The sequence below is a fragment of the Aurantimonas litoralis genome (genome assembly GCF_026153195.1).
Lineage (GTDB): Bacteria > Pseudomonadota > Alphaproteobacteria > Rhizobiales > Rhizobiaceae > Aurantimonas > Aurantimonas coralicida.
Map to the genome: position 1 here is coordinate 331,705 of NZ_JAPFBM010000005.1, position 19,699 is coordinate 351,403.

At 67.3% G+C, this 19,699-nt stretch carries 19 protein-coding genes; 8 read left to right on the top strand and 11 right to left on the bottom strand.

The window, feature by feature from the left end; translation table 11 throughout:
• Positions 1–2: 2 nt before the first annotated feature.
• The 3 genes from fabI to fabA are packed head-to-tail and all read right to left on the bottom strand — an operon-like array spanning position 3 to position 2,648.
• Positions 3–848 carry an enoyl-ACP reductase FabI gene (fabI, locus tag N7I30_RS13480; RefSeq protein ID WP_498639480.1) on the bottom strand — a complete coding sequence of 282 codons (846 nt, stop codon included), beginning with the start codon at positions 846–848 and terminating at the stop codon, positions 3–5.
• Between the two features lie 14 nt (positions 849–862).
• Positions 863–2,080 carry a beta-ketoacyl-ACP synthase I gene (gene fabB / locus N7I30_RS13485; RefSeq protein WP_491374117.1) on the bottom strand — a complete coding sequence of 406 codons (1,218 nt, stop codon included), beginning with the start codon at positions 2,078–2,080 and terminating at the stop codon, positions 863–865.
• Positions 2,081–2,117: 37 nt separating this feature from the next.
• Positions 2,118–2,648 carry a 3-hydroxyacyl-[acyl-carrier-protein] dehydratase FabA gene (gene fabA / locus N7I30_RS13490; RefSeq protein WP_498639482.1) on the bottom strand — a complete coding sequence of 177 codons (531 nt, stop codon included), beginning with the start codon at positions 2,646–2,648 and terminating at the stop codon, positions 2,118–2,120.
• A 252-nt stretch (positions 2,649–2,900) separates the two neighbouring features.
• Here fabA and N7I30_RS13495 point away from each other — a divergent pair, with 252 nt between their 5' ends.
• Both N7I30_RS13495 and irrA read left to right on the top strand, forming a co-directional pair.
• Positions 2,901–3,368, top strand: a complete 468-nt coding sequence (locus tag N7I30_RS13495; protein ID WP_498639484.1) for a hypothetical protein — start codon at positions 2,901–2,903, stop codon at positions 3,366–3,368.
• Positions 3,369–3,510: 142 nt separating this feature from the next.
• On the top strand, positions 3,511–3,957 hold the full coding sequence (gene irrA, locus N7I30_RS13500; RefSeq protein WP_009211012.1) for an iron response transcriptional regulator IrrA: 447 nt from the start codon (positions 3,511–3,513) through the stop codon (positions 3,955–3,957).
• Between the two features lie 115 nt (positions 3,958–4,072).
• On the opposite strand, the gene N7I30_RS13505 is transcribed toward irrA, so the two are convergent.
• Complete coding sequence (locus N7I30_RS13505) at positions 4,073–4,618, bottom strand: SH3 domain-containing protein (protein ID WP_024349534.1); 546 nt, start codon at positions 4,616–4,618, stop codon at positions 4,073–4,075.
• Positions 4,619–4,811: 193 nt separating this feature from the next.
• Between N7I30_RS13505 and N7I30_RS13510 the strand changes: the two genes are divergently transcribed.
• The 4 genes from N7I30_RS13510 (at position 4,812) to N7I30_RS13525 (ending at position 9,725) form a co-directional block, all read left to right on the top strand.
• Complete coding sequence (locus N7I30_RS13510) at positions 4,812–5,813, top strand: 2-hydroxyacid dehydrogenase (RefSeq protein ID WP_498639487.1); 1,002 nt, start codon at positions 4,812–4,814, stop codon at positions 5,811–5,813.
• A gap of 198 nt (positions 5,814–6,011) precedes the next feature.
• On the top strand, positions 6,012–7,838 hold the full coding sequence (locus N7I30_RS13515) for an NAD(P)/FAD-dependent oxidoreductase (RefSeq protein WP_498639489.1): 1,827 nt from the start codon (positions 6,012–6,014) through the stop codon (positions 7,836–7,838).
• A gap of 136 nt (positions 7,839–7,974) precedes the next feature.
• Positions 7,975–8,145 carry a DUF1328 domain-containing protein gene (locus N7I30_RS13520; RefSeq protein ID WP_024349537.1) on the top strand — a complete coding sequence of 57 codons (171 nt, stop codon included), beginning with the start codon at positions 7,975–7,977 and terminating at the stop codon, positions 8,143–8,145.
• A 185-nt stretch (positions 8,146–8,330) separates the two neighbouring features.
• Complete coding sequence (locus tag N7I30_RS13525; RefSeq protein ID WP_498639491.1) at positions 8,331–9,725, top strand: uracil-xanthine permease family protein; 1,395 nt, start codon at positions 8,331–8,333, stop codon at positions 9,723–9,725.
• A 22-nt stretch (positions 9,726–9,747) separates the two neighbouring features.
• Here the strand turns inward: N7I30_RS13525 and moeB are convergent, their stop codons facing one another.
• The 7 genes from moeB to mutM form a co-directional block, all read right to left on the bottom strand.
• The gene (moeB, locus tag N7I30_RS13530; RefSeq protein WP_498639493.1) at positions 9,748–10,512 is read right to left on the bottom strand and encodes a molybdopterin-synthase adenylyltransferase MoeB; all 765 of its coding nucleotides are present in this window, start codon (positions 10,510–10,512) and stop codon (positions 9,748–9,750) included.
• Complete coding sequence (gene recF / locus N7I30_RS13535; protein WP_498639495.1) at positions 10,509–11,732, bottom strand: DNA replication/repair protein RecF; 1,224 nt, start codon at positions 11,730–11,732, stop codon at positions 10,509–10,511. Before recF ends, moeB begins: the two co-directional genes overlap by 4 nt.
• Positions 11,733–11,746: 14 nt before the next feature.
• Positions 11,747–12,871, bottom strand: coding sequence for a DNA polymerase III subunit beta (dnaN, locus tag N7I30_RS13540; RefSeq protein ID WP_024349541.1), 1,125 nt, complete (start codon positions 12,869–12,871; stop codon positions 11,747–11,749).
• A gap of 176 nt (positions 12,872–13,047) precedes the next feature.
• The gene (gene dnaA, locus N7I30_RS13545) at positions 13,048–14,631 is read right to left on the bottom strand and encodes a chromosomal replication initiator protein DnaA (protein ID WP_498639537.1); all 1,584 of its coding nucleotides are present in this window, start codon (positions 14,629–14,631) and stop codon (positions 13,048–13,050) included.
• Positions 14,631–15,065: a rhodanese-like domain-containing protein gene (locus N7I30_RS13550; RefSeq protein WP_024349543.1), complete on the bottom strand. Its 435-nt coding sequence runs from the start codon at positions 15,063–15,065 to the stop codon at positions 14,631–14,633. Before N7I30_RS13550 ends, dnaA begins: the two co-directional genes overlap by 1 nt.
• A 712-nt stretch (positions 15,066–15,777) precedes the next feature.
• Complete coding sequence (gene rpsT, locus N7I30_RS13555; RefSeq protein WP_024349544.1) at positions 15,778–16,047, bottom strand: 30S ribosomal protein S20; 270 nt, start codon at positions 16,045–16,047, stop codon at positions 15,778–15,780.
• A 224-nt stretch (positions 16,048–16,271) separates the two neighbouring features.
• A complete protein-coding gene (gene mutM, locus N7I30_RS13560) occupies positions 16,272–17,165 on the bottom strand; it encodes a bifunctional DNA-formamidopyrimidine glycosylase/DNA-(apurinic or apyrimidinic site) lyase (protein WP_498639498.1) in 894 nt (297 codons plus the stop codon).
• A 144-nt stretch (positions 17,166–17,309) separates the two neighbouring features.
• On the opposite strand from mutM, the gene ubiE reads away from it, so the two are divergent.
• Both ubiE and ubiB read left to right on the top strand, forming a co-directional pair.
• Positions 17,310–18,089, top strand: coding sequence for a bifunctional demethylmenaquinone methyltransferase/2-methoxy-6-polyprenyl-1,4-benzoquinol methylase UbiE (gene ubiE, locus N7I30_RS13565; RefSeq protein ID WP_187389895.1), 780 nt, complete (start codon positions 17,310–17,312; stop codon positions 18,087–18,089).
• Positions 18,090–18,110: 21 nt separating this feature from the next.
• On the top strand, positions 18,111–19,697 hold the full coding sequence (gene ubiB / locus N7I30_RS13570; protein WP_187389894.1) for a 2-polyprenylphenol 6-hydroxylase: 1,587 nt from the start codon (positions 18,111–18,113) through the stop codon (positions 19,695–19,697).
• Positions 19,698–19,699 lie beyond the last annotated feature (2 nt).

The window sequence follows — 19,699 nt, forward strand, 5'->3', positions numbered from 1 at the left end:
GGCTACTTGCCGCCGCTCTCGTCCTCGCCCTCGACGACCGCCTTGCGGTGTTCCTGGGCCTTCAGCTCCTCGAGCGACGGCATCGACATGATGTTGTAGCCCGAATCCACATAGTGGATCTCGCCGGTGACGCCGTTCGACAGCTCCGACATCAGGTAGAGCACCGCGCCGCCGACTTCCTCGATCGAGGTGTTGCGGCGCATCGGCGCGTTGCGGCGCTGGAAGTTGAACATCAGCCGGGCGTCGGAGACGCCAGCGCCGGCCAGCGTGCGCACCGGTCCGGCCGACACGCTGTTCACCCGGATGTTGCGCGGTCCGAAATCGGCGGCGAGATAGCGCACCGAGGCTTCGAGCGCGGCCTTGGCGACACCCATGACGTTGTAGTTCGGCATGACCCGCACGGCGCCGCCGTAGCTCATGGTCACCATGGAGCCGCCATTGGTCATGATCTCCGCGGCGCGCTTGGCGACCTCCGTGAAGGAGAAGCAGGAGATCAGCATGGTGCGGGTGAAGTTCTCCCGCGTCGTGTCGGCGTAGAGGCCCTTGAGTTCGCTCTTGTCGGAGAACGCGATGGCGTGGAGGACGAAGTCGATCGTGCCCCATTCCTCCTTCAGCGTCGCGAAGACCTGGTCGAGCGAATCGGTGTCCTCGACGTCGCAGGGGATGACCAGCTTGCTGCCGATCTCCTCGGCGAGCGGGCGCACGCGCCGCCCGAAGGCCTCGCCCTGATAGGTCAGGGCGATTTCCGCGCCCTGCGCCGCCAGCGCCTTGGCGGCGCCCCATGCGATGGAATTGTGGTTCGCGACGCCCATGATGAGCCCGCGTTTGCCTTTCATCAGATCGGTCATGTGCCCACCAAACCTCAGTCCGTCACGCGTTGGAAGGCGAGGCAGGCATTGGTGCCGCCGAAGCCGAAGGAATTCGACAGGACCCGGTCGATCTTCGCATTGTCGACCCGCTCGCGCAGGATCGGCATGCCCTCGAACTCGGGATCGAGTTCGTCGATATGAGCGCTCTTGGCGAGGAAGCCGTGCTTCATCATCAGGAGCGAGTAGATCGCCTCGTGCACGCCGGTGGCGCCCTGGCTGTGGCCGGTCAGCGACTTGGTGCCGGAGATCGGCGGGATGTTGTCGCCGAAGACCTCGCGGATCGCCTGGACCTCCATGCGGTCGCCGACCGGGGTCGAGGTGGCATGGGGGTTGATGTAGTCGATCGGGCCGTCGAGATGGCCGATCGCCTGGCGCATGCAGCGCACCGCACCCTCGCCGGACGGGGCGACCATGTCGGCGCCGTCGGAGGTGGCGCCGTAGCCGACCAGTTCGGCCACGATGTTGGCGCCGCGCGCCTTGGCCCGCTCGTATTCTTCCAGCACGAGGACGCCCGCACCGCCGGCGATGACGAAGCCGTCGCGGGCATTGTCATAGGCGCGCGAGGCGATCTCCGGGCGGTCGTTGAAGTCCGAGGACAGGGCGCCCATCGCGTCGAACAGCACCGACAGGGTCCAGTGCAGATCCTCGCAGCCGCCGGCGAACATCACATCCTGCTTGCCCATCTGGATGGTCTCGTAGGCATTGCCGATGCAATGGCTCGAGGTCGAGCAGGCCGACGAGATCGAGTAGTTGACGCCCTTGATCTTGAACCAGGTGGCCAGCGTCGCCGAGGCGGTCGAGGACATCGCCTTCGGCACGGCCGTCGGTCCGATGCGCTTCGGGCCCTTTTCGCGGGCGGTCTCTGCCGCCTGGACGATGGTCTGGGTCGAGGCGCCGCCCGAGCCCATGATGATGCCGGTGCGCTCGTTGGAGATGTCGGCGGCCTCGAGCCCCGCATCGGCGATCGCCTGGTCCATGGCGATGTGGTTCCAGGCGGTGCCGCCGCCATGGAAGCGCATCGCGCGCCGGTCGAGGATGGTGGTGGGGTCCAGCGTCGGCTTGCCGTGGACGTGGCTGCGGAACCCCAGTTCCTTGTATTCCTCGGAAAAGCTGATGCCCGAGCGCGCATCCCTGAGGGAGGCGGTTACCTCGTCGACATTGTTGCCGATCGAGGAAACGATCCCCATGCCCGTCACGACGACCCGCTTCATCGTCCGCTCCTTCTCGATTCCAGGATTCGCGCCGTCATCAGACAGCGGCCTGAGCCGCGTCCTCGTCACTGAACAGGCCGACGCGCAGATCGCTGGCCTTGTAGATGACCTCGCCATCGGCCTTCATCCAGCCATTGGCGATGCCGAGCTTCAGGCGCGAGCGCATCACGCGGCGGAACTCCACGCCGTATTCGACCAGCTTGACCTTCGGCGTCACCTGGCCGCTGAACTTGACCTCGCCGACGCCGAGCGCCCGGCCGCGGCCGGGCTCGCCCAGCCAACCGAGATAGAAGCCGGTGAGCTGCCACAGCGCATCGAGCCCGAGGCAGCCCGGCATCACCGGATCGCCTTCGAAATGGCAATCGAAGAACCACAGGTCCGGGTTCACGTCGAATTCGGCCCGGATGATGCCCTTGCCGTTCTCGCCGCCCGTCTCGTCGACCTCGGTGATGCGGTTGAACATCAGCATCGGCGGCAGCGGCAATTGCGCATTGCCGGCGCCGAACAGCTGGCCATGACCGCAGGCGATGAGGTCGTCGTAATCGTAGGAGGTCTTCTTCGTCGCCATGATCGCTTGTGTCCGCCCTGTTCTCCCGACCCTGCCATGGGCCCTTGTCGGCTGCGCCCATACCACGCCACCCGCACAGGTGAAACCGTTTGGCTGGGCCCGGCGTATCCGGCGCGCCAGGATGGCGGCCGGCAAACGCCGTCCTCGCCAGCCTATCTGTGGTACATGGCGCGCAATTTCGATAGCACCGGGCGAAGGAAGCCGCCTCAGCGCGCGCCGTGACCGCCGCCCTCGACAGGATGCAGCACCGCCGTGACCGCCCTTTTCACCCCTTCGCGCCGCCACGCTCTCGCCCTGTCGGCCGGCGCCTTGATGCTGCTCGCCGTGGTCGCGCCGGCCCTTGGACAGTCCTGGCGCAGCGACGGCGCGGTCGCGGGCTTTACGGCGGGGGCGGGATTTACCGGGCTGACATTCCGCTGCGCGAGCGCCGGCCGCGTGACGGTGAGTTTTTCCGGCTTTCCGGGACGGCTGCAGGCGGGCCAGGCCCATACGGTGGTGGCGACGGTCGACGACACGGCCTTCGTGCTGGAGGCGATCGCCCGCGATGCCGGCAGCGGCTCGATTCTGGTGGCGGAGGGCGCGCTGGCGGCCCGCGCCGCCTTCATCGAGGCCCTGCGCAAGGGCCGCAGCGTCGAGGTGGCGGGGCCGGTCGGGCGATACAGCCTGCCGCCGACAGGGTCGGGCGACGCGCTGGCGGCCTTCACCAAGGGCTGCGGCTAGGCCCCGCCATCAACCGTTATGGCGGGTTCTGCGGGGCGGCATTTGTGACCGCGATGCCGATGACGTATATTGCGGTCGTGCAGGCCCTTCGGTAAGCCTGCGGACACTTATCGCACGAACAAGAGACTGGTGGCATTCAGCAATGGAAAACCGGACGCGCGCCCAGAGCTTCTGTGTATTCGAGCGCCTTCGCTCGGTGGGTCTGCGCCCGACGCGGCAGCGGGTGGCCCTGTGCAACCTGATGTTCGGCGCCGGCGACCGCCATCTCTCGGCCGAGGAACTGCACGAGGAAGCCCACAAGGCCGGTGATCCGGTCTCGCTGGCGACCGTGTACAACACGCTGCACCAGTTCACCGATGCGGGCCTCGTGCGGCCGCTCTCGGCGGAGGGCCAGCGCACCTATTTCGACACCAACACCTCCGATCATCATCACTTCTTCGTCGAGGACGACAATTCGATGATCGACATTCCCGATGGCGGGCTGCGGCTCGACCGGCTGCCGGAGGCGCCGGAGGGCATGGAAATCGTCAATGTCGACGTGGTGGTGCGCCTGCGCCGCAAGAAGGCACTGGACCAGGCCGCCGAATAGGCGCCGACGACAGGTCCATCCCGAGGAACGCAGAAAGCCCGGATCGCGGTCGCGACCCGGGCTTTTTTGATGTCTGGCGCCGGCCGCAGCCGGCGCTGACGCAAGAGGATTGCGGCTACTCGAAGCGCTCGTCCGGATAGACGCCCCAGATCTCCTGCTGGCGGACATAGCCGTCGCGGTCGGCGACCTTGAGTTCGCACCAGCCGGCCGTGCAGGTCTTCACGCCCGCGACGACGCCCGGTTCGATCCGCGCCACCAGCGGCGCATCGGTGGCGGGGCTGTTGTGAATGTCGATCATCGTCGCCTTGCCGCGCAGCCAGGGGGCGGCGATGGAGGTGCGGTCGCCCGACAGGAGCGAGTGATAGACCCAGCCCTCGGTGCCCTCGGAATCGCGGATGCGGCGCCACAGCTCGTATTCCTGGATGACCTCCACCGGCAGGCCTTCCTTGAGATACAGCCAAGTCACCGGATAGTCGCGCCCCGGTCCGATCCGCAGGTTCACGCGGCTGGCCTTGAGGCTGACATAACGCGGCAGCGGCAGCTTGGAGACCGGCCCCAGCTCGACGGCATGGGCAACGGGCAGGGGGGCGGCGCCGGTGAAGAGCACGGCGGCGCCGGCAAGCGCCAGCAGCGGACGGCGAAAACGGGCGAAGAACGGCATCGCAAACTCCAGACGACAAGATGCACGGGGCGCGCGCGGTCAGGCGGCGCCGGGGTCTTCCAGCGGCCGGGACCCCGGCAGGCGCAGCGCTTTGTTTTCGCCTGCCGCCTTGCTAGGGAGGGCCCTCGGCTCCGGGGTCGAATGATCGTTCGTTTCGGTTAATATCGTCTTGATTTGGGGAGGAGCGCGGCCGATGGCGTCACGCGAAAAGCCGCTTGTGATCATTACCCGCAAATTGCCGGCGCCGATCGAACGGCGCATGGCCGAGCTGTTCGACGTGCGGTTCAACGAGACCGACCGGCCGATGGAGCAGCCGGCCCTCGTCGCCGCCGTGCGCGAGGCCGACGTCCTGGTGCCGACCGTCACCGACCGCATCGACCGGGCGGTGATCGAGCAGGCCGGCCCGCGGCTGAAGATGATCGCCAATTACGGCAATGGCGTCGACAATATCGACATCCAGGCGGCGCTGAACCGCAATCTCCTCGTCACCAACACGCCCAACGTCCTCAACGAGGACACCGCCGACATGACCATAGCGCTGATCCTGGCGGTGCCGCGGCGGCTGGTGGAAGGCGGCATGCGGCTTCTGGGCGACGAGAAATGGCCGGGCTGGTCGCCGACATGGATGCTGGGAAGCCGCATCTCCGGCAAGAAGCTCGGCATCCTCGGCATGGGCCGGATCGGCACCGCCGTCGCCCGGCGGGCCAAGGCTTTCGGGCTGGAGATCCACTATCACAATCGCGGCCGGGTCAGCCCCAAGACCGAGGCCGAGTTCGGCGCCACCTACTGGGAGAGCCTCGACCAGATGCTGGCCCGCATGGACATCATCTCGGTCAACTGCCCCTACACGCCGGCGACCTATCATCTCCTGTCGGCGCGGCGGCTGGCGCTGATCCAGCCGCATGCCTTCATCGTCAACACCGCCCGCGGCGAGATCATCGACGAGAAGGCACTGGTGAAGCTGATCGAGCAGGAGCGCATTGCCGGCGCCGGGCTCGACGTCTTCGAGGAGGAGCCGGCGGTCGACCGCAAGCTGATGAAGCTGGCCCGCGACAACAAGGTGGTGCTGCTGCCCCATATGGGATCGGCCACGATCGAGGCGCGCATCGAGATGGGCGAGAAGGTGATCATCAACATCCGCACGCTGATGGACGGCCACCGCCCGCCGGACCGCATCCTGCCCGGCCAGATCTGACGCAACGGCCGCGCCGCGCGCGGTCGACTTTTCCGCAAACGCAGAGCCACGATCGCCTCTACGTCTCGGTAATATCCGCTGCGCGGAAGCCGACCCTGATCTGCGGCTTTTGCTGCGCCTGCGTTTCGCAGCCGCATGATGGACAAGCCGGGGTCGCGCGGCAATCCTCTCCTCGAGCACCGCGCAAGGGGAGGAACCATGAGCGAGACCATCGAACGGCCGGTGACGGCCGAACCGAGCGCTGCCCGTGCCGCCGCCGAAGGCTGGCTGTCGGCCTTCGAGAGTGCCCTGGCGGCCGGCGACATCGACGCCGCCGCCGAGCTGTTCGCCGAAACCAGCTTCTGGCGCGACCTCGTCACCTTCACCTGGAACATCAAGACCGTGGAGGGGCCGGCAGGCGTGCGCGACATGCTGGCCGCGCAGCTGGATGCGACCGGCCCGCGCGGCTTCACCCTGTCGGAGGAGCCGACCGAGGACGGGGGCGTGACCACCGCCTGGTTCGTATTCGAGACCGAGGTCGCCCGCGGCGAGGGCGTCTTGCGGCTGAAGGACGGCAAGGCCTGGACGCTGCTGACCGCGATGACCGAGCTGAAGGGCTTCGAGGAGCCGTCGCACGAGCGCCGCCTGGCCGGCGCCGAGCACGGGGCGGCGAAGAACCGCAAGAGCTGGCTGGAAAAGCGCGAGGAGGAAGCGCGCACCCTGGGCTACGAGACCCAGCCCTATGCGGTGATCGTCGGCGGCGGCCAGGGCGGCATCGCGCTGGGCGCGCGGCTGCGCCAGCTCGGCGTGCCGACCATCATCATCGAGAAGAACGACCGGCCGGGCGACAGCTGGCGCAAGCGCTACAAGTCGCTCTGCCTGCACGATCCGGTCTGGTACGACCACCTGCCCTATATCGACTTTCCGAAGAACTGGCCGGTCTTCGCGCCGAAGGACAAGATCGGCGACTGGCTGGAAATGTACACCAAGGTCATGGAGCTCAATTACTGGGCGAAGACCACGGCGACGAGCGCCCGCTACGACGCGGCGAAGGGCGAGTGGGAGCTGGTCGTCGACCGCGACGGCGAGGAAGTGACGCTGCGGCCCAGGCAGCTGATCATGGCGACGGGCATGTCGGGCAAGGCGAATGTGCCGAAGTTCAAGGGCATGGAGCGGTTTCGCGGCGAGCAGCACCATTCCTCGCAGCATCCGGGCCCGGACGCCTACAAGGACCGCAAGGTCGTCGTCATCGGCTCCAACAATTCGGCCCACGACATCTGCGCGGCCCTGTGGGAAGCCGGCGCGGACGTGACCATGGTGCAGCGCTCGACCACCCATATCGTGCGCTCCGATCCGCTGATGGAGCATGGCCTCGGGGCGCTCTATTCGGAACAGGCGGTGGCCAACGGCATCACCACCCACAAGGCGGACATGATCTTCGCCTCGCTGCCCTACCGGATCCTGCACGAGTTCCAGATCCCCATCTACGACAAGATCCGGGAGGTCGACGCCGACTTCTACCGCGACCTGGAGAAGGCCGGCTTCCAGCTCGATTTCGGCGCCGACGAATCCGGCCTGTTCATGAAATATCTGCGCCGCGGCTCGGGCTATTACATCGATGTCGGCGCCTCGCAGCTGATCATCGACGGCAAGATCAAGCTGAAGGCCGGGCAGGTGGAGGAGATCACCGAGACCGGCGTGAAGCTCGACGACGGCAGCGAACTGCCGGCCGACCTCATCGTCTATGCCACCGGCTACGGCTCGATGAACGGCTGGGCCGCCGACCTGATCAGCCAGGAGGTGGCCGACAAGGTCGGCAAGGTCTGGGGACTGGGCTCCGATACGCCGAAGGACCCGGGTCCCTGGGAGGGCGAGCAGCGCAACATGTGGAAGCCGACCCAGGTGGACAATCTCTGGTTCCACGGCGGCAATCTGCACCAGTCGCGGCATTATTCGCTGTATCTGGCGCTGCAGATCAAGGCCCGGCAGGAGGGCATTCCGACGCCGGTCTACGGGCTGCAGGAGGTGCACCATCTCGGCCGCTGAGCGCATCCGGCACGGCGATCAGGAAGTGACGGGCAGAAGGAAGGCTTAACCCTCCGGCGATGGCGGCTGCGACGCGCCGAACCTTTTCGGTCGATCCGCGTTAGTAAGCCAGGCAAACATCAAAGGAGTGCCAGCCATGCTGGGTTGGGCTGTTACGTTTCTCATCATCGCGCTGATCGCCGCCGTTCTGGGCTTCGGCGGCATCGCCGGCACGGCAATGGGCATCGCGAAGATCATCTTCTTCATCGCGATCGTGCTCTTCGTCCTGTCGCTGATCTTTGGCGGCTTCCGCCGGCGCTCGATCTAGACCTGCCGCGCCACAAGGCGCCGGCATCCATCGATCTGAAAGGGCGGTGTCCGTGACGGGCGCCGCCCTTTCTGCGTCGCGGCCATGGGCGTTGCGCCGCGCCCGTGGCATGCTTCCTGCATTGCTCTCCCCATGCCCCCCGACACGGTTGCGGGAGACGGGGGAATGATGACCGGAGCAGCGCGATGACGCAGAAAACGGCAGCCCCTCTTTCAGGCATGATCTACCGGCTGGAGGACCGGCCGCCGAACGGCCCGGCCGTCCTCGCCGCCATCCAGCATATCCTTGCCTCGATCGTCGGCATCGTCACGCCGGCGCTGATCATCGGCGGCGTCCTCGGGCTGGGCGAGCACATTCCCTATCTCGTCGCCATGTCGCTCTTCGTGTCGGGCGTCGCCACCTTCATCCAGTGCCGCCGCTTCGGCCCGGTCGGCTCGGGACTGCTGTCGGTGCAGGGCACCAGCTTCGCCTTTGTCGGCGCGATCCTGGCGGCCGGCTTTGCGGTGAAGGGGCGGGGCGGCACGCCGGAAGACATCCTGGCGATGATCTTCGGCCTGTGTCTCGTCGGCTGCCTGGTCGAGATCGGCCTCAGCCAGTTCGTCGGCCGGCTGCGGCGCATCATCACCCCGACGGTAACCGGCATCGTCATCACCATCATCGGCCTCAGCCTGGTCAAGGTCGGCTTCACCGACTTTGCCGGCGGCGCGACGGCCGGCGAAGCGCTGGGCGAGCCGGTCAATCTGCTGCTCGGCTTCATTGTCGTCGCCGCGATCCTCGTTTTGACCTTCCAGCCCAATCCGACCGTGCGGATCTCGGCGATCATGGCCGGGCTCGTCATCGGCTTCGTCGTCGCCGCGCTGCTGGGCAAGGTGGACTTCTCCAGCGCCGGCAGCGGGCCGCTGATCGCCCTGCCGATCCCGTTTCGCTACGGCATCGACTTCGACCTGGCGCTGTTCCTGCCGATCGCCTTCATCTATCTGATCACCGCCATTGAGACGACGGGCGACCTGACCGCCAATTCGATCATCGCCGGCGAGCCGGTGCGCGGCGATCTCTACATGGCGCGGATCAAGGGCGGCATCCTGGCCGACGGCGTCAATTCCGGCCTTGCGGCGGTGTTCAACACCTTCCCCAACACGACCTTCTCCCAGAACAACGGCGTCATCCAGATGACCGGCGTCGCCAGCCGCCATGTCGGCATGATCATCGCCGTGATCCTGATTGTCCTGGGGTTCTTCCCGGTGATCGGCAACGCCTTCCTGCTGGTGCCGAAACCCGTTTTGGGCGGGGCGACGCTGGTGCTGTTCGGCACCATCGCGGTGGCCGGCATCCGCATCCTCGCCTCCGAGCCGATCGACCGGCGCAAGGCCTACATCATGGCCGTGTCCTTCGGCCTCGGCCTCGGCGTGACGCTGGTGCCGGACGCGACGCAGCACCTGCCCGACTTCATCCGCCAGGTCTTCGCGACGCCGATCACGCTGAGCGGCCTGTCGGCGATCATCCTGTCGCTGGTGATCCCGGAAGGGGACGACGCGGTGGCGGAGCCCTCCACCGCAGAAAGCCCGGTGCAGCCGGCTTGAGGTCGCCGCGGGACCGGGAGGATCAGCCGGATTTCGGCCGGCGGTAGCGGATTTCCTCGATCCGCATGGTCAGGAGATCGACCATCAGGAAGCGGCCGATGAGCGGCTCGCCCATGCCGCAGATCAGCTTGATCGCTTCCGAGGCGGCAAGGGTGCCGAGGACGCCGGTGGTGACGCCCAGAATGCCGGCCTCGGCACAGGACGGCACCATGCCGGCCGGCGGGGCCTCGGGGAAGAGGTCGCGGTAGCCCGGATTGCGGCGGCCATCGGCACCGGTCTCATACGGCTTCAGCACGGTCAGCGACCCGGAAAAGCGGTTCACCGCCGCCGTGACGAGGGGGGTCTCGGCCGCCTCGCACAGATCGGCCATGGCGTAGCGGGTGGCGAAATTGTCGGACCCGTCGATGACGAGATCGTAGCCGGCGACGATCGCCGGGCCGTTGGTCATGTCGAGGCGCAGCGCATGGGGCACGACCGTGACATGCGGATTGATCGCCGCGACGGCGTCCGCCGCGCTGTCGAGCTTGGAGCGGCCGACATCGGCGGTGCCGTGCAGCACCTGCCGCTGCAGATTGGAGAGCGAGACCGTGTCGTCGTCGGCAATGCCGATGGAGCCCACACCCGCGGCAGCCAGATAGAGGATGATCGGCGAGCCGAGGCCGCCGGCGCCGATCACCAGCACCCTGGCGCGCTTCAGCGCCTGCTGGCCGGCGCCGCCGACTTCCGGCAGCACGATATGGCGGGCGTAGCGTTCCAGCTCGTCGGGGGCGAGGGGAACCTGGCTCATGGCGACGTCTCCGGTGATGCGCCTTCGATGCGTGCGGGATCGGCCGGGCGGACCGTGCCGCCCGACACTTCCATGATCTGGGCCCGATCGCCGAGGGCCGCAAACAGGCTGGCGTCGGTGCCGGTCATGAAGGCCTGCACGCCGAGCTCGGCGATCAGGTCGAACAGGGCGGCGCGCCGGCCGGGATCGAGATGCGCGGCGATCTCGTCCAGAAGCAGCAGCGGCGGCAGCGACGACATGGCGGCGACCAGCCGCGCATGGGCAAGGACGAGGCCGATCAGCAGCGCCTTCTGCTCGCCGGTGGAGGACAGCGCCGCCGGCATCGCCTTGGCGAGATGGGTGACGGAGAGCTCGGCCCGGTGGGCGCCCTCCAGCGTGCGGCCGGCGGCCCGGTCGCCGTAGCGGGCCGACCGCAGCCGCATGCGCGCCTCGTCCTCGATATCGGCCGAGGGGCGGGCAAGGTCGAGACCGTCATAGCCCGACGTCAGCTCGAGCCCTGCGCTGGGGAAGGGCGAGCCGGCGCCGGTCCGGGCGATCATGCCGGCCAGCATGCCGACGAGTTCGGAGCGGGCGAGGGCCATGGCGATGCCGAGCTCGGCCATTTGCGCCTCGATGCCCGACAGCCAGGAATCGTCCAGCCGGTTGTCGGCGAGGAGGCGGTTGCGCGAGCGCATGGCGCGCTCGTAATCGGCGGCCCGGCGGCCATGGGTCGGATCGACGGCCAGCACCATGCGGTCGAGAAAGCGGCGCCGGTCGCCGGCCGGTCCGGTGAAGAGGCCGTCCATGGCCGGCGTCAGCCACAGGATGCGCAGGAGGTCGAGCAGTTCGTCAGCCGATTTCGCCGCGGTCTCGTCGATCCGCACGCTGCGCGCCGCCGCGCCCGTCGGGTCCGGCATCATCTTGGTGGAGACGATGGTCTCGACGCCGTGGGAGACGGCATTGGCGCGGACGGAGAAGCCGCCGCTGCCACCCTTGCGCGCGACATCCTGATATGGGGCGCGGCGCAGGCCGCGGCCGGGCGTCAAGAGCGAGATGGCTTCCAGGAGATTGGTCTTGCCGGCACCATTGTCGCCGACGAAGACGACGAAGCCGCGGGTGAAGCGCAGCGACAGCGTCTCGTAATTGCGGAAATCGGCCAGACGCAGTTCGTCGAGCCGCACCGCGGGCGGCGTCCGGCTGTCGGTGGAGGGGGAAACGGCGGCGTCCGGGCTCTGGTCCAAGCGCGTTGCGGCGGTCAGACCCGCATCGGCATCAGGACGTAGAGCGTCGCATCGTCGCCGCCATCCTTGATGAGGGTCGGGGAGCCCGGATCGGCGAGCATGAAGACGGTCTCGTCGCCCGACAGCTGGTTGGTGATGTCGAGGAGATATTTGGCGTTGAAGCCGATCTCGATCTCGTCCGAATCGTAGCCGACGGCCAGTTCCTCGGTCGCCGTGCCCGAATCCGGCGAGTTGACGGTCAGCACCAGCTGCGAATCGGCGACGGCGAGCTTCACCGCCCGGCCGCGCTCCGACGAGATGGTGGAGACGCGGTCGACGGCGGCCGAGAAGGTCTGCCGGTCCAGCGTCAGCGCCTTGTCGTTGTTTTGCGGAATGACCCGCTGATAGTCTGGGAAGGTGCCGTCGATCAGCTTGGAGGTCATCACCACCGCGCCGATGGTGAAGCGGATCTTGGCGTCCGACAGCTCGACCGAGATCTCGGCCTCGTCGTCGCTGTCGCCGAGGAGCTTCTGCAATTCGCCGACGGTCTTGCGCGGAATGATGATGCCCGGCATGCCTTCCGAGCCGGCCGGGGCCTTCTGGTCGGCCCGCGCCAGCCGGTGGCCGTCGGTGGCGACGGCGCGCAGCTGCAGGTCGCCGTCGGCCTCGATCGTGTGCAGATAGATGCCGTTCAGATAATAGCGCGTCTCCTCGGTGGAGATGGCGAACTGGGTGCGCTCGATCAGCCGGCCGAGTTCGGCGGCCTTGAGCTTGAAGGCATGGCTCAGCGTGCCGGCGGTGATGTCGGGGAAGTCCGATTCCGGCAGGCACTGCAGCCGGAAGTTCGAGCGGCCCGACGAGACCGTCATCTGGGTGCCCTCGGCATTGGTGGCCAGGCTCACCTCGGCCCCGTCCGGCAGCTTGCGGACGATGTCGTAGAGCAGATGCGCTGGCACCGTCGTCGCGCCCTCCTGCTCACCCGTCGCCGGTGCGCTCTCGGTGATCTCCAGGTCGAGATCGGTCGCCTTCAGTCGCAGGCCTTCGCCTTCCGTCTTCAACAGGACGTTGGAGAGGATCGGGATGGTGTTGCGGCGTTCCACGACACGATGAACGTGCGCCAGGGACTTGAGGAGGTTCGAACGTTCGATGATGATGCGCATGACGAAGCCGTTTGGTTCGGGCAGGCGCCGCAGGAGACGGCACCCGTTCCGGGGTCCGATGGTCTTAGAGATTCGGAGGCCGCTTGGAAAGGCCGGACCGCGCGAGGCTGGGCGAGCCGGGGCGGGGGAGGCCCGCCGACCGGCGGCGCCGCTTGACGGCGCCGCGCCGGGGCGGCCTACTCCTCGATCATACGTCGGATGATGTCGAGCTCCTCGGACAGCTTGTCGTCCTTGGCCCGCTCGCCCTCAATCTTGCGAACGGCATGGAGCACCGTCGTGTGGTCGCGGCCGCCGAAGCGCCGGCCGATTTCCGGCAGCGAGCGGGGCGTCATGGTCTTGGCCAGATACATCGCGATCTGGCGGGGCCGCACGATGGTCCGCGTGCGCCGGGCCGACAGGATGTCCGTGCGCGTTACATTGTAGTGGCGCGAGACGAATTTGAGGATGTCCTCGATACGCACCCGACGCTCGCTGTTGGCGCGGGTCAGCTGGCTGAGGAGATCGTCCAGATGCTCGGCCGACAGCGGCTGGCCGAGCGAATGGCGGAAGGCGATCTGGTTGAAGGCGCCTTCCAGGTCGCGGCCGGAGCCGGCGACGCGCTGGGCGATCGTGTCGATGACGCCGTCGGGCATGTCGAAGGAGGAATCCTCGGCCCGCATGGCCGCGGCGCGGGTGCGGATGATCGAGCGGCGCATCTCGTAGTCCGGCGCCGCCAGTTCCAGCGTGATGCCGTTGGACAGGCGCGAGCGGACCCGCGGATCCAGTGATTCCAGCTCCATGGCCGGGCGATCGGCGGCGCAGATCACCTGCTTGGCGGAATCGATCAGCGCGTTGAGGAGATGGCAGAACTCCTGCTGGATCGACTTGCCCTGCAGGAACTGGGTGTCGTCGATGATCAGGATGTCGATGCCGCGCAGGGTCTCCTTGAGGTCGAGCGCGCGGTTGTCGCGGATCGCGGTGGCGAAGCGCCACATGAAATATTCCGCCGTCAGATAGACGACGCGCGGCTTGTCCTCGCGGCGGATCGCGGCGTTGGCGATCGCCTGCAGGAGATGCGTCTTGCCCAGACCCACGGCGGCGTGGATGAACAGCGGGTTGAAGCGCACCGACTGGGGACCGTTCTCGGCGATGGCGCGGCCGGCGGCGAGGGCGACGCGGTTGGAGCTGCCCTCGACGAGAGTGTCGAAGACATAGCGCGGATCGAGCGGCGAGCCGAAGGTCGGCGTCGGGGCGGGCGCCGCATCGAACATCTGCCGGGCTTCGGCCGGGGCGGCGCTGCGCGCGGCGCGGCTTTCGCCGATCTGCGCGACGGGACGGGCGGCGACCGCGCTGGCCGGGACGCTCTCCGGCTCGGCGACACGGGGCTGGCGGATGGTCACGCCGCCGCCGCGCACGGCGCTGCGCACGGCGATGTCGACGCGCAGGGTGCCCGGCACTTCCTCGCGGAAGATCTCGGTCAGGAGCTCATGATAGTGCGACTGGATCCAGCTGCGCAGGAAGGCGGTCGGTACGGTGATGCGGCAGACGCCCTTGCCCGGCGCCTCGAGCTTCATGCGCTGGAACCAGCTGGCGAAGATGTCCTGCCCAAGCTGCGCCTTCAGACGGGCATTCACCCGCTCCATGATGTCCGCAGTACCTGTGCCGCCGCTCGCCATGCCGCCCCCGAAATCGTTCGTGTTGTCTTTCGTCACCCGGGCGGCGTCATGCCGTCCGGACCAGATCGGCAGCGTGTCCGCCGATCGTCCTGCGCCCTGCTGCATCACTTCTGCACCCACGGGAGACCCTCCGCTTTCCAGCCGGCCTTGCGTCCGCGATGGGCTTCCTCGTCCGGCGGGCCCTCGAAGCCGTCCAGGACGTTGAAGCAGTTACTGTAGCCCGCCCCGGTCAGCGCCACGGCGCTGGCGATGGAGCGCACGCCCGAACGGCAGAGGAAGAAGACCGGCGTGTCGCGGGTTCCACCTTCGCTCTCGATGCGCCGGGCGAGCTTGGCCGCGAAATCCGGATCGACGGCCATGGAGGGGAAGCTCTGCCATTCCTGCAGGATCGCCGCCTTGCCGAGGGGAGCGAGCTGCGGGACGCCGACATAGCTCCATTCGGCCACCGTGCGCACATCGACCAGGACCGCGTCCGGCGTGTCGGCGAGCGTCGCCCAGCATTCCTTCGGCGTGACATCGCCCTTGTATTCACCGTTCATGCAAAAGCTCTCCTGCGCTCCGGCCCATCGTTGGGCAGAAGTCAGCCGCACCCGCGGCGTGGGAGCGCCGGGATCGACTACGAATAAATTGTGGAAGGACGGATTTAGACTCTAGGCGAGATGGGGCCGCGCCGCTGGCAACTCGAACCGTGACCGAATGTTCTGGATAAGTTCGGTTGTCCCCGCACTTCGTCTTTCCCCGCACTTGTTTCGAGGAGGAAAATACGAAACGCGACAGCTTCGGGCAAGGCTCGCAAACCGTGAATCGCAATGCGAGCACCCCCAGTGTGGCAGACTCGTCCCGAGTGAATCATTGCCCATCAGGGTAAACACCAGTGGTTCTGGTGACTTGGCTCCCAAGCAGCTTTTGAGCGCATCGGGCAAAAGATAAAAATGAAAAAAATAAGGCAGTCCGCTTGACTCAAGGGCCGCCGAAACCGCCCTTAGCCGGCTGTTTTGTGATGCTCACTGACCTTCTGCAAGTCACTGGAATCATTTGGCAAAGCCGCACGATGGAATCGCGGCGGGCGATCGGGAGGTTTGCGTGTGTCGAATCGATGACGGGCTCGCCGAAGGCCCTGCAAAGGCGCCGGGAATCACCGCGGGACGCCATGGCGGGGCCGGGAATCAAAAAGGCCCGGCGGTTAAGCCAGGCCTTTCGAAAGGGTCTGAACGGGGCGCGATGCGCCCCCGTCAGTGGATCGGGCGAGCCTCAGGCTTCGCCGAGGGCCTTCACGCGATGCGACAGGCGGGAGATCTTCCGCGATGCCGTATTCTTGTGGAAGATCCCCTTCGAGGTCGCGCTCATCATCACCGGCTCGGCGGCGAGGAAGGCGGTCATCGCGGCGGTCTTGTCGCCCGATGCGATGGCTTCCTCGACGCGGCGCAGATAGGTGCGGACCCGGCTGCGGCGAGCGGTGTTGACGGCAGTGCGTCGCGCGATCTTCCGCGCCGCTTTCTTGGCCGAAGGGGTGTTGGCCATGTTCGTCTCTCTCTGTCTGTCGCGACGATGCGCTTGTGTCGGTAAACTGCGGTTTGATCGTGCCGGGCGGCAAGAGGTGCACGCTGCAGCACGAAGAAACGGGCCGCACCATGGGTGCCGCCGAATTCAGAGCCTCTATAGGCAAGAGCGTTCGGCGCGTCAAGACAAAGTCGGGCCCCGGCGGGCATTCCTCTTCGCGCCGCCGCACCGTTACGGACCCGGCCCTAGCGTTGGCAGGCCGGGCAGAAGAAGGTCGAGCGTCCCGACTGGACGATCCGCCGGATGACTCCGCGGCAGCCCGTGTGCCGGCACGGCTCGTGCTCGCGGTCATAGGCGGCGAAGCTGTGCTGGAAATAGCCGAGCGAGCCATCGGCCTGCCGGTAGTCGCGCAGCGACGAGCCGCCGGCCGCGATCGCGTCGGCGATGGTCTCGCGGATGTTGAGCGCCAGGAGGTCGAGGCGCTGGCTCGGGCGGCCGTCCTTCTTTACCAGCGTTCCCGCCGCGCGTCGCGGCGACAGGCGCGAGCGCCACAGCGCCTCGCAGACATAGATATTGCCGAGGCCGGCGATGATGCGCTGGTCGAGAAGCACCGCCTTGAGCGGCGCCGCGCGCCCGGCGAAGGCCGGAGCCAGCGCCGCGCCAGACAGGCTATTGCCCGTCGGCTCGATGCCGAGGCCGGCAAAATGCGGATGGGTCTCCATCTCGGCCCGTGCGATCAGTGTCATGTAGCCGAAGCGCCGCGGGTCGTTGTAGATCACCGCGGCCGGCCGGCCGGCCTCGGTCGTCACCTCGAAACGCACATGATCGTGGAGACGGGCGGTGGAGCGCGGATGCTGGAAGACGCCCGGCAGGCTGTCGCCGTCAGGCCCCTCGATGCGGAACGAGCCGGACATGCCCAGATGCATGGCGAGGACGAGGTCGCCCTCCATCTCGGCAACGAGATATTTCGCCCGCCGGCCGAGCGCCGTGATGCGCCGGCCGGTGACCCGTTCGGCGAAGCGTTCGGGCAGCGCAAACCGCAAATCCGGCCGCGCCAGATGCAGATGGGTGATGCGCGCGCCCTCCAGGACGGGCTGCAGGCCGCGGCGGACCGTCTCTACCTCTGGCAATTCCGGCATATTCGATTAAGTCCCGAACCGTTGGGCCATCCAAGCGATGCGCCCGGCGAACCCAGCCTGCTTCGCCGAGGACGCGTCGCATGCCGGGATCGTCCGTCCCTATATCCGCATCGAAGCGATGCGATGCAATGAAGGTGCCGCCCCATGTCGCGAACGCGTGTGACCGGAGCCGAAGCGATGGAGACGGCCTACGGCTTTTCCACGGTCACCGGCCGGGAAGAGAAGCAGGCCCGGGTCAATGACGTCTTCCATCGGGTCGCCGAGCGCTACGATTTGATGAACGACCTGATGTCGGGCGGCCTCCACCGCGTCTGGAAGAGCGCCATGGTGTCCTGGCTGTCGCCGCCGCACCGGGCCGGCTGGAACTTCATCGACGTGGCCGGCGGCACCGGCGACGTCGCCTTCCGCATCACCGAGGCCTCGCGCCGGCGGGCCAGCGGCACGGTTCTCGACATCAATGCCTCGATGCTGGGCGTCGGCGCGGAGCGCGCGGTCAAGCGCGGCCTCGACGAGAATCTCGTCTTCGTGGAGGGCAACGCCGAAGAGCTGAAGCTGCCGGACGCCAGCTTCGACGCCTATACGATCGCCTTCGGCATCCGCAACGTGCCGCGCATCGACGCGGCGCTGTCGGAGGCCTACCGGGTGCTCAAGCCGGGCGGGCGCTTCATGTGCCTGGAATTCTCGGAAGTCGACATGCCGATCCTCGACAAGATCTACGAGCAATGGTCGTTCAAGGTCATTCCGCGCATCGGCGAGACCGTCGCGCGCGACCGGGAATCCTACGAATATCTGGTCGAGTCGATCCGCCGCTTCCCGAACCAGGCCAATTTCGCCTCCGCGATCCGCGCGGCCGGCTTCGAGCGTGTCTCCTATCGCAACCTGTCGGGCGGCATCGCGGCCATCCATTCCGGCTGGAAGCTCTGATCTGAACGAACGGAGCCTCTCTTGGCCAATCCCGTCACCGGCACCCTTGCGCTTATCCGGGCCGTCTATGTTCTGGCCCGCGAAGGCGTCGTCGGCTCGTTTCCGGGCGAGGGCCTGCCGCCCGGCCCGGCGCTGCTGCACCGCTTCGCTCGACTGATCGAGCGCGGCTCGGCCGAGAACCGGCCGCGTTCCGACAATCTGTCGCGGGCGCTGAACCGGCTCGGCCCTTCCTACGTCAAGCTCGGCCAGTTCCTGGCGACGCGGCCCGACCTCGTGGGGGCGGCGACGGCGCAGGAACTCGGCCAGTTGCAGGACAAGGTGCCGCCATTCCCCCGCGAACAGGCCGTGGCCGAGATCGAGACGACCCTCGGCCGGCGGATCGACGACCTGTTCATCGATCTCGGCGAGGTGGTGGGCGCCGCCTCGATCGCGCAGGTCTACAAGGCCCGCATCCGCAACGAGGACGGCAGCGAGCGCTTCGCCGCGGTCAAGGTGGTGCGGCCGGGCGTGCGCATCCGCTTCCTGCGCCAGCTCGAGACCTTCGCCTTCATCGCCCAGTTCCTGGAACGCTACGTGCGCTCCTCGCGCCGGCTGCGGCCGGTTGCCGTGGTCGAGACGCTGGCCCAGTCCACCCGCATCGAGATGGACCTGCGGCTGGAGGCAGCGGCCTCGTCCGAAATGGCCGAGAACACCGCCGACGATCCCGGCTTCCGGGTGCCGCGCATCGACTGGGAGCGCACCGGCCGCGACGTCCTGACGATGGAATGGATCGACGGCATCAAGATGAGCGATGTCGCCGGCATCGTCGAAGCCGGCCACGACACCAAGCAGCTCGGCGTGCTGATCGTGCAGTCCTTCCTGCGCCACGCCATGCGCGACGGCTTCTTTCATGCCGACATGCACCAGGGAAACCTGTTCGTGGCACCGGACGGCGCCGTCGTCGCCGTCGACATGGGCATCGTCGGGCGCCTGTCGGACGAGTCCAAACGCTTCCTCGCCGAAATCCTCTACGGCTTCATCCGGCGCGACTATCGCCGCGTCGCCGAGCTGCATTTCGAGGCCGGATACGTGCCGCGCGGCCAGGACGTGGCGAGCTTCGCCCAGGCGCTGCGGGCGATCGGCGAGCCGATCTACGGCCAGCCGGCCGAGACCATCTCCATGGGCCATCTCCTGTCGCTGCTGTTCGAGGTGACCGAGCTCTTCGACATGCGGGCGCGTCCAGAGCTCGTCTTGCTGCAGAAGACCATGGTGGTGGTCGAGGGCGTCGCGCGCTCCTTCGACCCGAAGTTCAACATGTGGGTGGCGGCCGAACCGGTGGTCTCGGAATACATCCTCACCGAGCTCGGGCCCGCGGCCAAGCTGCGCGAGGCGCGCCGGGGCGTCGATTCGCTGTTCCATCTCCTGCGGCGCACGCCGGAATTCGCCGGCGGGCTGGAAATCCTCGCCCGGCAGATGCCGGACCTCATCGAGAAGGGCATCCGCCTCGACGACGAGACGCTGAACAATCTGGCGACGGACAAGCGCTCCAGCGTGATCCTGCGCCTGATTGCCCAGTGGATCATCGCCCTGTCGTTGATGACCATCGCGCTGGGCTACACCTTCGGCTGAGA